Origin of the sequence: Plantactinospora sp. KBS50 (assembly GCF_002285795.1) — a bacterium.
In the GTDB taxonomy this organism is placed as follows: Bacteria; Actinomycetota; Actinomycetes; order Mycobacteriales; family Micromonosporaceae; genus KBS50.
This window is the reverse complement of sequence record NZ_CP022961.1, coordinates 3,976,206-3,986,386: the sequence shown is the minus strand read 5'-3', so window position 1 is coordinate 3,986,386 and position 10,181 is coordinate 3,976,206. Positions and strand designations below refer to the sequence as shown.

Below are 10,181 nucleotides of genomic sequence, written 5' to 3'. Positions count from 1 at the left end.
CCGCAGCGCAACCCCGACGAAAGGATCGCCATGACCGACCCCCACCTCGACCTCCTCATCCAAGGGGGCGGGTCCTCGACGGCGCCGGCAACCCCTGGGTGCTGGCCGACGTCGGCATCCGCGACGGCCGGATCACCGCGCTGGGCCGCATCGATCCCACCAGCGCGCGCCGGGTGCTGGACGCGGCCGGCCGCTACGTGCTGCCCGGCTTCGTCGACGTGCACGCCCACTCCGACTTCGCGCTGACCATCCATCCCGGGGCGGAATCGCAGATCGGCCAGGGCATCACGACCGAGGTCGTCGGCAACTGCGGATTCTCCGCGTACCCGCGCATCCCGCGGACCCGGCGCCTGATGTTCGACCCGGAGGGCGTGGACGGCGACTGGTCCAGCCCGTCCGAGTACTTCGACCGGCTGCGCCGGCGACCGCTGGGCGACAACGTCGTCTCGCTGCTGGGCCACGGCACCATCCGGCACGCCGCCATGGACAACCCGGCCGGCCCGGCCACCGCCGACGAGATCGCGCACATGTGCAAGCTGGTCGAGGAGGCCATGCTGGCGGGCGCGGTCGGGCTGTCGACCGGGCTGGACTACGAGCCGGGCAAGCACGCCACGACCGACGAACTGGTGGCCCTGGCCACCGTGGTCGGCCGGCGCGGCGGCGTGTACGCCAGCCACCTGCGCGGCTACACCAACACGATCGTCGACGCGGTGCGGGAGGCGATCGAGATCGGCGAGCGGGGCCGCTGCGCCGTGCAGCTGTCCCACATGGACGTCTTCGGCCGGGAGAACTGGGGCACCGCCGCCACGGTGGTGGAACTGATCGACGCGGCCCGGGAGCGCGGGGTCGACGTCACCGCCGACATGATGTCCTACCCGACCGCCGGCTCGTGGTGGGCGCCCCGCGCGATCTTCCCGGCCGACGTCTTCGACTGGAAGCTGCCGGCCCGCGAGGGCCTGGCCCGGCTTCAGCGCAACCTGGCCGATCCGGCCTGGCGGGCCGACGTCCGGGAACGCATCGAGGCCCGCCGGACCCAGGCCAAGAAGGGCTTCGACGAGGAACTCATCATGTTCAGCCACTGGGCGGACATCGCGGTGGCCGCCGTCGGGCCGGACAGCCCGCACGCCGGCTGGGTCGGTCGCACCCTGGCCGACATCGCCGCGGAGCAGGGCGCGGAACCCGTCGACGTCTACCTCGACCTGGTCGCGGCGGAGGGTGAAAATCTCTCCTCGACCCGGATCTCCATCGACGAGCAGGAGTTCGCGCTCTTCTGCCGGCAGCCGTGGATGATGTTCGGCACCGACTCCATCGCGACCCGGATCGACCGGAGCCTGGAACCCTTCAACACCATCATGTCGCACCCGCGGCACTACGCGAACTTCGTGCGGGTGCTCACCCACCACGTCCGCGACCGGCACTGGCTGACCCTGGCCGAGGCCGTACGCAAGATGACCTCGCTGCCCGCCCGCCGGTTCGGACTGGCCGACCGCGGGCTCGTCGCGACCGGCTTCGCCGCCGACATCCTCGTGGTCGACCTCGACTCGCTCAACGAGGAAGCGACCTGGCTGGACTCCCGGAAGTACCCGTCCGGCCTCGACTACGTCATCGTCAACGGCTCGGTGGAGATCGACCACGGATCCTTCACCGAGCGGTTGGCCGGCCGACCGCTGCTGATGCGCGGCGGCGCGGCCCGCTGATCCTCTTCCCGACGCGTTCCAAGCCCGAAGGAGAGCCCATGTCGACCGCGTTATCCAACGAACCGGCGGCGGCCGTCCCGCTGACCGCCGAACAGGAGGAGCGTGCCGTACGCCTGCACCGGGAAAGCCTGGTCATCGACTGCTCGTCGGTGGTGGCCCGGGAGCCGGAGCACATCGTGCGCGCCCGCGCCGGCGGCGTCACCGCCACCAACCACACCGTGACCAATCCCGCCTCCGACCTGCCGCAGGCGCTGCGCGAGATCACCGCGGCCCGCCGGTGGATCGAGGCCAACGACGCCGACGTGCTGCTGGCCACCACCACCGAGCACATCCACGAGGCCAAGCGGTCCAACCGCGAGGCGATCGTGTTCGGCCCGCAGAACTCCGAGTTCATCGGCAACTCGCTGCCCCTGCTGGACACCTTCTACGACCTCGGCGTGCGGGTCATGCAACTGACCTACCAGCGGCAGAACTGGATCGGCGACGGCTGCGGCGAGCCGCGGGACGCCGGGTTGTCGACCTTCGGCCGCTCGGTCGTGGCGCGCATGAACGAACTCGGCATGGTCGTCGACCTGTCGCACTGCGGCCAGGTCACCGGCCGGGACGCCATCGAGGCCTCCGCCCAGCCGGTCATCTTCAGCCACGCCCACCCCAACCGGCTCTCGCCGCACATCCGGGCCAAGGACGACGACCTGCTGCGGGCCTTGGCCGACCGGGGCGGGGTCATCGGCATCACCGCGCTGTCCACCTTCCTGTACGACCCCGAGCGGCCGGACAAGCGTGCCGACCTGCCCGCCTTCGTGCGGCACCTGCGGTATCTGGTCGACCTGATCGGCATCGATCACGTCGGCATCGGGCTGGACTTCGACGAGACCATCACCCTGGAAAAGTGGGCCGCGGAGCGGCGGCACTGGCCCGACCTCTACAAGTGGGACTTCGCGGAACGGCGGGCCGAGGGCCTGACCAATTCGGCCGACGCCGTGAACATCACCCGTGCCCTGGTCGTCGCCGACTTCGGCGACGACGACATTCGCAAAATCCTGGGACTCAACTTCCTTCGTGTGTTCCAGACGGTCTGGGGAACCTGAACAAAGGACATGACATGCGAAACAGACTGACACCAATCCTGGGGGTGCTCGCCGCGTTCGCGCTCGTCGCGACCGGTTGTGCCGCCGGCTCTGATCCAGCCGGCGGCACCGGTAGCAAACCCGACTCGATAACCGTCCCGGTCAAGTCCGAACCGAAGTCGCTCAACCCCAACTGGCAGAACGACGCAGGGGGATACTACCCCTCCGGCAACATTTACAGCCACCTGGTCATCCTCGACTGGGGCACGGTCACCGGCACCCAGGCGTACCCGGACCTGGCCGAGACCTGGGACACCTCCGAGGACGGCAAGACATTCACCTTCCACCTGCGCGAGGGCGTGAAGTGGCACGACGGTGAGCCGCTGACCTCGGCCGATGTCGTCTACACGTACCAGACGATCATCGACAAGAAGTATCCGCTGGCGCAGTATCTGGCCGGCGCGAAGCTCTCGGCGCCGGACGCGTCGACAGTCGTCATCGCCTTCGACAAGCCCAACGTCGCCTTCGTGCCGCTGCTGGCCCAGACGTCCAACTGGTACGGCGCGATCCTGCCCAAACACATCTACGAGGGCACCGACTGGTCGAAGAATCCGGCCAACAACAAGCCGATCGGCAGCGGCCCGTTCAAGTTCTCCTCCTGGCAACGGGGCAGCTCCATCGTGCTGGAGGCCAACCCGGACTACTTCCTGGGCGCCGCGAAGATCAAGAAGCTCACCTTCAGCGTGGTGACCGACGCGCAGGTCGCGATGACCGGCTTCCAGGCCGGGCAGTACCCGTACCTGACCAACGACTTCGTCAGCAACTTCCCCCAGCTCAAGCAGATGACGAACGCCGGCGGCGACCCGGTGGTGGTGCAGACGCCGTCGCTGTACGACCGGTCGCTCTACCTCAACCAGCGCAACCCGATCCTGGCCAACGCCAAGGTCCGGCAGGCGCTGGCGTACGGAGTCGACCGGGAGGGCATCAGCGAGACCGCCTTCGCCGGGCTGTGGGAGCCGACCTACAACGCGGGCGTCAGCAGCTTCACCGAGTTCCTCAACTCCGACGCGACCTTCCCGAAGTTCGACCAGGCCAGGGCCAAGCAACTGCTCGACGAGGCCGGATATCCGGTCGGCGGCAACGGCAGCCGGTTCAGCCTGCGCCTGACCAACTACCCGGTGACCGACAGCAACCTGATCGCGCAGGTGCTCGTGGAGCAGCTCAAGGCCCTCGACATCGACGTCAGGTACGAGCAGTACGAGCTGTCGACCTGGCTGAACAAGGTCAGCACCGGCGACTTCGACCTGAGCACCTACTTCGTCCGGTACGGACCCGACCCGGCCGCGTACGGAGAGCACTTCCGCACCGACAGCGCCCGCAACTTCATGGCCTACCACAACGCGGACGTCGACACGTGGATCGACCAGGCCCTGCTCACCACCGACCGGGCCGAGCGCAAGCGGCTCTACGGGCAGGTGCAGAGCCAACTCGTCGCCGACGTCCCCTACATCCCGTTGTTCACCGAGAACAAGTTCAGCCTGGTCCACGAGGGCTGGCAGGGCTTCCCCACCCAGAGCGACGCCTACGACAAGGCGATGGGCTGGTTCGGCTACTACGCCGTGCACTGACCAGGAGACTCAGCATGATTGCGATTGACACGCACTGTCACATCGGACACTCCCAGAACTCGGACTCGGCCGACATCGGCGGCGATTCCCTGATCCGCGGCATGGACCGGTACGGCATCACGGCCGGCATCGTCCTCCCGCTGCCCAGCGTCGAGGACCACGTCTCGCAGCACGACGAGATCGCCCGGCTGGCCGACCGCTACCCGGGCCGGATCTTCGGCACGGTGTGCATCCGCCCGCAACTCGGGCAGGCCGCCGTCTACAAGGAAACCAAGCGGTGCGTGGAGGAACTCGGCTTCGTGGCCATCAAGTTCCACCCCATGCACCACGGCGGCTCACCCGCCTCGCCGCGCGGGGACACCGTCTTCGAGGTGGCGCAGGAGTTCGGCCTGCCGGTCATGTGCCACACCGGCCCGGGGGCGCCCTGGGCGCTGCCCTCGATGCTCATCCCGGCCGCGCGCAAGTACCCCGACGTCACCTTCATCGCCGCCCACTCGGGCATGGAGATCTACGCCGAGGACGCCTGGGTGGCCGGCAGCGTGTGCGACAACATCCTCTTCGACAGCGCCTGGACCAGCCCCGGCCGGACGGCCTGGCTGATCCGGCAACTGGGCGCCGAACGGATGATGATGTCGACCGACCTGCCCACCAACAACAGCACCGAGATGGCCAAGTGGCGGGACCTCGACATCACCGAGGAGGAACGCGCCACCAGCCTGCACCACATGCCGGTCCGGCTGTTCAAGCTCGCCGAACGCGGCTTCACGCCTGCGGGGGCGTAGGGGAGGAGGTCGGGCGGCCCATCCTCGGATGGGCCGCCCGGCCCGGGCGTACCCCGGCCGGCGCCTCGCCCCGGCGTCGCCGGGCGTGCGGACCGGGTCGCCGTCAGCCCTTCACGCACACCACCTGGCGCAGCCGCGCCACCACCTCGACCAGGTCCGACTGCCGGGCCATCACCTCGTCGAGATCCTTGTACGCGCCGGGGATCTCGTCGACCACCCCGGCGTCCTTGCGGCACTCCACACCGGAGGTCTGGGCGGCCAGGTCGTGCACGGTGAACGTCCGGCGGGCCTTCGACCGGGACATCCGCCGTCCCGCGCCGTGCGACGCCGACCGGTACGCCTCGTCGTTGCCCAGCCCGCGGACGACGTACGACCCGGTGCCCATGGAACCCGGGATGATGCCCAGCTCACCCCGGCCGGCCCGGATCGCACCCTTGCGGGTCACCAGCAGCTCCACCCCGCCGTACCGCTCCTGCGCCACGTAGTTGTGGTGGCAGGAGATCGGCTCGTCGAACCGGACGACCGGCACCGCCGAGCGGAGCACCCCGCACAGCAGCGCCAGCATGATCGCCCGGTTGCGGGCGGCGTACTCCTGCGCCCAGGCCAGGTCTCGGCGGTAGGCCGCCATCTCCGGCGTACCGGCGACGAAGACCGCCAGGTCGCGGTCCGGCAGGTCCGCGTTGTGCGGCAGCGTCCGCGCCACCCCGATGTGCCGCTCCGCCAGCTCCTTGCCGATGTTGCGGGACCCGGAGTGCAGCATCAGCCAGACCCGCCCGGCGTCCGGCCCACCCTCTTCGAGGCAGACCTCGATGAAGTGGTTGCCGCCGCCGAGGCTGCCGAGCTGCCGGTGCGCCCGGGTCTCCAGCGCCCGTACGCCCCGGTCGAGGCCCGCGAAACCGGACCAGAACGCGTCCCACCCGGCCGTCGACAGGCCATGGATCCGGTACGGGTTGACCGGCTCGTCGTGCGCGCCGAAGCCGACCGGGATGGCCGCCTCGATCGCCGAGCGCAGCGGGCCGAGGTCGTCCGGCAGGTCGGCGCCGGTCAGGTTGGTCCGGACCGCGGACATGCCGCAGCCGATGTCCACCCCGACCGCGGCCGGGGCCAGCGCCTGCCGCATGGCGATCACCGAGCCGACGGTGGCGCCCTTGCCGTAGTGCACGTCCGGCATCACCGCGACCCCTTCCACCCAGGGCAGGGTGCCGATGTTGCGCAGCTGCCGGGTGGCCTCCGGCTCGATGCCGGCCGGGTCGGCCCAGACCTTGACCGGTGCCCGGGTGCCGGGCAGCAGGGTGTGACTCATCGAAGACTCCTCGGTGGCTCTGGATACGTGCCCGGGGGCGCCGTTTCGAAGGTGGTGCGGGTACTCGGTTCGGCACCGAGTACCCGCACCCGCACGGCACCCCCCGTGGTGTGGCGCCGTGCCGTCCATGCCGCCCCCGGTCGCGCCCCTTGCCGGCCTGGCCCGTTGATCAAGGCAGTTGGGTGCCTGTAAACGCTTTCCGGTGCAACCAACGGCCGCCTTGATCGACGGGGCGGGAGAGGGGTGGGGCGGGTTCGACGTTGAACCGGTGCGGTCCGGACCGCTCGCGGTGACCGGTGTGGTCCCCGCGGCGCGCCCCGGGCGGGGCACCGGCCCCGCCTCGCTCAGCGGGCGTCGGTGCGGTGGGCTTCCGGTCGTCGCAGGGGCGTCCGGACGGCCGCCCGGCCGGCCTCGGGCAACCGGGTACGGCCGTACGACGCCTGTTGTCGGCTTCGTTTCGGGTACCGGGCTGGCATCGGTCGGCGCTCCTTGATCGTCGAGACGGATCGACCGTACGGTGCGCTCCCGAACCGGACAACCGGTTTCCGGCCGCCCGTTCCGGGCACCGCTCAGCCCTCGGTGACGCCGATCCGTACCTCCAGCCGTTCGATCCGGCTCACCAGGGGCTGTAGTTCCTGCCGGACCGCGGCGGCCAGCGCGGCCATGTCGTCGCCCTCGGGCTGCGGCGCCCGCGCCCGCGCCTGCAGGTGCACGTACCCGGCCAGTGCCGCCGCCACCGCGCGGCGGGTGAGCCGCAGTTCCGCGCCCTGCGCGCGCAGCACGTGTCCGCCGACCCCGTCCGGCTCGGCGACCAGCCCGAGCAGCAGGTGCTCGCAGCCGACGTAGTTGTGGCCCAGGGCGGCCGCCTCGGAGACGGCCAGTTCGAGCGCGTCCGCCGCCGGTGCGCTGAACCGGGGTGTCGCCCCGCCCTCGGCCGGTGCCGCCGCGGTACCGGAGGATTGCGCGGTCGGGGCGGCCTGCTCGGTCCCGGCGGCCTGCTCGGTCGGGGCGGCCTGCTCGGTCCCGGCGGCTTGGTCGGTCCGCGCGGCCTCGGTCGACGGGCGGCGGGCAAGCTCGTGGCCGAGCCGCCCGGGGTCGATCTCCACGGCCCGCAGCACCCGCAGGGCCAGGTTCCCGCCCTCGGCGAGCAGGCCGCCGAGGACGTGACCGGTACCGATCGTGTCGGATCCGGTCGCTCGGGCCTCCGCCGTGCCGAGCCTGAGCACCTCGCGGGCGCGGTCGGTGAAGTGTGGCAGTCGGGTGGCCAGGTCGGCGTCGGTCAGGTCGTCCAGGCGGCCGGCCAGGACGGTCTCCCGGATCGCGCTGACCCGCCGCACGGCCTGCTCCAGGGCGCGCTGGCAGATGGCCGAGACGGGTATCCCCGACTCCTTCACGGCCTCGGCCAGTTCGTCGGGCAGATAGACGTTGATCTTCGGCATCCTGGAATCCTCCCGACGTTCTCCAGTTCTAACCCCTGTATACCCCATCGGGGTTAGATCGCCAGGACCGGACCGGATGCCGCGCCGGCGTCCCGCGGCGATCACGCGGCACCGCTGCGGGGCGTACCGTCACGGCCCGGCGGCTGGCCGAGGAGATCCCACCGGTTGCCGGCGATGTCCAGGAAGACCGCAACCCGGCCGTACGGCTCGGTGCGCGGCTCGCGGACGAAGGTGACGCCCGCGTCCGTCATCCGCCGGTACGCGGCGTCGAAATCGTCGACCCGAAGGAAGAATCCCACCCGCCCGGCGGCCTGGTCGCCGACGGCCGCGGCCTGCTGCCGCCCGTCGGCGCGGGCGAGAAGCAGACCGGTCTGCGCGCCGGGAGGTCGAACGACCACCCAGCGCTTGGGCCGGCCGTCGGTGGTCAGCGACGGCACGTCCTCGATGAGATCGAACCCGAGGACGCCGGTGAAGAACGCGATGGCCGGGTCGTATTCGCGGACGATGAGGGCGACCAGGTCGATCTGCACGCGAGCAGGGTAGCCGCGGACCGGTGGCCGTGGCCGCGGACCGGCCGGCCGTGGTTGGGGCCGGTCGGCCGTGGTTGGGGACCGGTCGGGACGGGCCTATTCGCCGACCGGGCCGCCGGCGAGTTCGCTGACGACGTCGAGATGCCCGAGGTGGCGGGCGTACTCCTGGAGCATGTGGAACAGGACCCGCTCCAGCGTCGCCGGTTCCGCGCCCACCCACCTCGGGCCGGGCGCCCCGACCGCGTCGAGTGGGCTGTTCGCGACCACCTTCCCGGTGTGTGCGCCCTGCGCCCGCAGCGCCGCGGACAGCGCGTCCCGGGTCTCGTCCGGTGCCACGTACCAGCGGTCCGCGCGCCGGTCACCCCACGGTTCCTCGATCCCGCGGCCCTCGAACCCCCACTCGATCCACCGCAGCTCGACGTAGCGCAGATGCTTGAGCAGTTCCAGCGGCGTCCATCCGGACGGCAGCCGGCTGCGGCGCAGTTCCTCCTCGGGCAGCCCGGCGACCTTCGACAGCGTCTCTTCGCGGAAGTACGCGAGGTATCGCAGGAACACTTCGGTGCGCCCGGCCGCTGGTTGCGTCGGCTCGGGGAAGGGCATCGTCATCGCGCCATTGTCTCCGCCGCGTGCGCGGCGGTGCCCGACGCTGCCGCGTGCGCGGCGATGGCGCTCTCGACGTTGCCGGCCATGGTGGCCAGGGTCCGGAGGGTCTGCCGGTACTCGTCCGGGGTGAGGTCGCCGAGGAGGGCGGCCCGCGCGCCCTCGACGCGCCGGGCGAGTTCGGCGTGCGCCGTCGCGCCGGCCGGGGAGAGCGCGACCGTGTCGTCGGCCGACCCGGTCCAGCCGCGGGCGGCGAGATTCGCCAGGACGTGCGCCAGGCTCGGCTGCCCGGCGGCCCAGAACGGGGCCAGCGCCCGCTCCAACTCCGCGCGGGTACGCGCGCCCGCGGCCAGGGTGTTGAGCACCTGCCATTCTCTGCGTTCGGTACCCAGGTCGGACAGGACCAGGGCGAAATGGGTCTCGATCAGGTTGTGAAGATGGTGCAGCCAGTATCCGAGCGGCTTGGGCGTTTCCATCGCTCCTCCGATGCATGTAAGATGACATGTAGTTGTACTCGATTATGCATGAGGTGGTCGTGACCGACAAGGCCAGCCAGGTCGCCGGCATCGAAGCCGCGCTCGTGGCACTGCGCCGGGCGCAGCGGCGCCGCGCCCTCGCGGGCCTGTCCCGCCGCCGTGGCGGCCGGGACGCCGACGGGCCGCCGGACGCCGTGTTCGAGTTCCTCGACGTTCTGGCGGCGGCCGGCGAACGCGGCGAGAGCGCCACCGTCACCGACGTGGCCAACCAACTCGACGTGGACCAGCCGCGTGCCAGCCGGCTCGCGGCCCTGGCCCTGCAGGCCGGGCTGGTCCGCCGGGAAGCCGATCAGCGGGACGGGCGCCGCTCGCTGCTGATCCTCACCGCCAGCGGCGAGGAAACGATCGCCCGCATCCACGACTTCCGCCGGCAGGCGGTCGCCGAGGCCACCCGTACCTGGAGCGACGACGACCGCGCGGCGCTGGCCCGCCTGCTGCCCCGCTTCGTCACCGACTTCGGGCGGCTCACCGAGCCGGACCGCTGACCCCGCCGCGGGCGTGGCGAGGACCGCGGTGCGTCGGGACCCGTGCGGCCCCGCACCCTAGACTGACCCGGATGCCGACCCCGGTGCGTTACCGGTCCGCGGAGGAAGACAGCG

General features: G+C 71.2%; 10 protein-coding genes. 5 read left to right on the top strand and 5 right to left on the bottom strand.

All coding sequences use genetic code 11. The features are described 5' to 3' along the window. Nucleotides 1-98 precede the first annotated feature (98 nt). From CIK06_RS17335 to CIK06_RS17320, 4 genes are read left to right on the top strand one after another with little or no spacing between them, the layout of a single operon-like run. Nucleotides 99-1,697, top strand: a complete 1,599-nt coding sequence (locus tag CIK06_RS17335) for an amidohydrolase family protein (protein ID WP_157756813.1) — start codon at nucleotides 99-101, stop codon at nucleotides 1,695-1,697. Nucleotides 1,698-1,735: 38 nt separating this feature from the next. Continuing rightward, the gene (locus CIK06_RS17330) at nucleotides 1,736-2,785 is read left to right on the top strand and encodes a dipeptidase (protein ID WP_095565707.1); all 1,050 of its coding nucleotides are present in this window, start codon (nucleotides 1,736-1,738) and stop codon (nucleotides 2,783-2,785) included. Between the two features lie 14 nt (nucleotides 2,786-2,799). Next, on the top strand, nucleotides 2,800-4,392 hold the full coding sequence (locus tag CIK06_RS17325) for an ABC transporter substrate-binding protein (RefSeq protein WP_095565706.1): 1,593 nt from the start codon (nucleotides 2,800-2,802) through the stop codon (nucleotides 4,390-4,392). 14 nt (nucleotides 4,393-4,406) lie between these two features. Next, entirely contained in the window at nucleotides 4,407-5,174 is a 768-nt protein-coding gene (locus tag CIK06_RS17320; RefSeq protein ID WP_095565705.1) for an amidohydrolase family protein, read from the top strand. A 103-nt stretch (nucleotides 5,175-5,277) separates the two neighbouring features. Here the strand turns inward: CIK06_RS17320 and CIK06_RS17315 are convergent, their stop codons facing one another. The 5 genes from CIK06_RS17315 to CIK06_RS17295 form a co-directional block, all read right to left on the bottom strand. Continuing rightward, nucleotides 5,278-6,477 (bottom strand): RtcB family protein, encoded by a 1,200-nt coding sequence (locus CIK06_RS17315; RefSeq protein ID WP_095565704.1) that lies wholly within the window; start codon nucleotides 6,475-6,477, stop codon nucleotides 5,278-5,280. Nucleotides 6,478-7,046: 569 nt separating this feature from the next. Then, nucleotides 7,047-7,916: a Clp protease N-terminal domain-containing protein gene (locus CIK06_RS17310; RefSeq protein WP_095565703.1), complete on the bottom strand. Its 870-nt coding sequence runs from the start codon at nucleotides 7,914-7,916 to the stop codon at nucleotides 7,047-7,049. 101 nt (nucleotides 7,917-8,017) lie between these two features. Beyond that, entirely contained in the window at nucleotides 8,018-8,446 is a 429-nt protein-coding gene (locus tag CIK06_RS17305; protein WP_095565702.1) for a VOC family protein, read from the bottom strand. Nucleotides 8,447-8,542: 96 nt separating this feature from the next. Next, nucleotides 8,543-9,052, bottom strand: coding sequence for a DinB family protein (locus tag CIK06_RS17300; protein ID WP_095565701.1), 510 nt, complete (start codon nucleotides 9,050-9,052; stop codon nucleotides 8,543-8,545). After that, a complete protein-coding gene (locus CIK06_RS17295; protein WP_095565700.1) occupies nucleotides 9,049-9,522 on the bottom strand; it encodes a MarR family winged helix-turn-helix transcriptional regulator in 474 nt (157 codons plus the stop codon). Before CIK06_RS17295 ends, CIK06_RS17300 begins: the two co-directional genes overlap by 4 nt. A 53-nt stretch (nucleotides 9,523-9,575) precedes the next feature. On the opposite strand from CIK06_RS17295, the gene CIK06_RS17290 reads away from it, so the two are divergent. Next, nucleotides 9,576-10,067 (top strand): MarR family winged helix-turn-helix transcriptional regulator, encoded by a 492-nt coding sequence (locus tag CIK06_RS17290; protein WP_232533685.1) that lies wholly within the window; start codon nucleotides 9,576-9,578, stop codon nucleotides 10,065-10,067. Nucleotides 10,068-10,181: the final 114 nt, after the last annotated feature.

Bases quoted from the DNA above. Each gene is read 5' to 3' on its own strand.
- CIK06_RS17330 (WP_095565707.1), top strand. From the start codon at position 1,736: ATGTCGACCGCGTTATCCAACGAACCGGCGGCGGCCGTCCCGCTGACC.
- CIK06_RS17325 (WP_095565706.1), top strand. From the start codon at position 2,800: ATGCGAAACAGACTGACACCAATCCTGGGGGTGCTCGCCGCGTTCGCG.
- CIK06_RS17320 (WP_095565705.1), top strand. From the start codon at position 4,407: ATGATTGCGATTGACACGCACTGTCACATCGGACACTCCCAGAACTCG.
- CIK06_RS17315 (WP_095565704.1), bottom strand. From the start codon at position 6,477: ATGAGTCACACCCTGCTGCCCGGCACCCGGGCACCGGTCAAGGTCTGG.
- CIK06_RS17310 (WP_095565703.1), bottom strand. From the start codon at position 7,916: ATGCCGAAGATCAACGTCTATCTGCCCGACGAACTGGCCGAGGCCGTG.
- CIK06_RS17300 (WP_095565701.1), bottom strand. From the start codon at position 9,052: ATGACGATGCCCTTCCCCGAGCCGACGCAACCAGCGGCCGGGCGCACC.
- CIK06_RS17295 (WP_095565700.1), bottom strand. From the start codon at position 9,522: ATGGAAACGCCCAAGCCGCTCGGATACTGGCTGCACCATCTTCACAAC.